This window comes from Pseudomonas sp. PB103 (assembly GCF_009764635.1).
Classification (GTDB): domain Bacteria; phylum Pseudomonadota; class Gammaproteobacteria; order Pseudomonadales; family Pseudomonadaceae; genus Aquipseudomonas.
The window spans coordinates 1-1,156 of the sequence record NZ_RWIL01000030.1; the positions used below are offsets into that span (position 1 = coordinate 1).

Annotated in this window: 1 protein-coding gene; it reads left to right on the plus strand. The window is 55.4% G+C overall.

The genetic code is table 11. The annotated features are described in order from the left end of the window. The first annotated feature begins 89 nt into the window (after positions 1-89). Positions 90-1,088: a sulfate ABC transporter substrate-binding protein gene (locus tag EJA70_RS05705; protein WP_064117377.1), complete on the plus strand. Its 999-nt coding sequence runs from the start codon at positions 90-92 to the stop codon at positions 1,086-1,088. Positions 1,089-1,156 lie beyond the last annotated feature (68 nt).

The window sequence follows — 1,156 nt, forward strand, 5'->3', positions numbered from 1 at the left end:
CGATCTTTTGATCTTGGTTTTATGAGATCAAGATCAAAAGATCGCAGCCTTCGGCAGCTCCTACATAAATAGATAACAAGGAATGCGCAGTGAAAAAACTCTTTGGCGCCTCACTTCTCGCCGCCGGCCTGGCCTTGGCCAACATCGCTCAGGCAGCCCCGACGTTGCTCAACGTTTCCTACGACGTGATGCGCGATTTCTACAAGGACTACAACACTGCGTTCCAGAAACACTGGCAAGCCGAGCACAACGAAAACATCACCGTGCAGATGTCTTTCGGCGGTTCGAGCAAGCAAGCGCGTTCGGTGATCGATGGCCTGCCAGCTGACGTCATCACCATGAACATGGCCACCGACATCAACGCCCTCGCCGACAACGGCAAACTGGTGCCTGAGAACTGGGTCACGCGTCTGCCGAACAACAGCGCGCCATTCACCTCCGCCACCGTGTTCATTGTCCGCAAAGGCAACCCGAAAGCTCTGAAAGACTGGCCGGATCTGCTCAAGGATGGCGTGCAAGTGATCGTACCGAACCCGAAAACCTCGGGTAACGGCCGCTACACCTACCTGTCGGCCTGGGGTTATGTACTGAAAAATGGCGGTGACGAGAACAAGGCCAAGGATTTCGTCGGCAAACTGTTCAAGCAAGCGCCGGTGCTCGACACCGGTGGCCGCGCCGCGACCACCACGTTCATGACCAACCAGATCGGCGACGTGCTGGTGACCTTCGAAAACGAAGCGGAAATGATTGCCCGCGAGTTCGGTCGTGATCAGTTTGAAGTGATCTACCCGAGCGTTTCGGCTGAGGCTGAGCCACCGGTGTCGGTGGTCGATAAAGTCGTCGACAAGAAAGGTTCGCGCGCGGCGGCGGATGAATATCTGAAGTACCTGTGGTCGCCGGAAGGTCAGGAGATTGCTGCGGCGAACTATTTGCGCCCGCGTGATCCGGCAGTGTTGGCGAAGTACACCGATCGTTTCCCGAAAGTTGATTTTCTGTCCGTAGAGAAGACCTTCGGCGACTGGCGCACCGTGCAAAAGACTCACTTCAATGACGGCGGTGTCTTCGATCAGATCTACACCGGCCAGTAACACCTGCCCCCCTGTAGGAGCTGCCGAAGGCTGCGATCTTTTGATTTTGATCTTAAATACAAGATCAA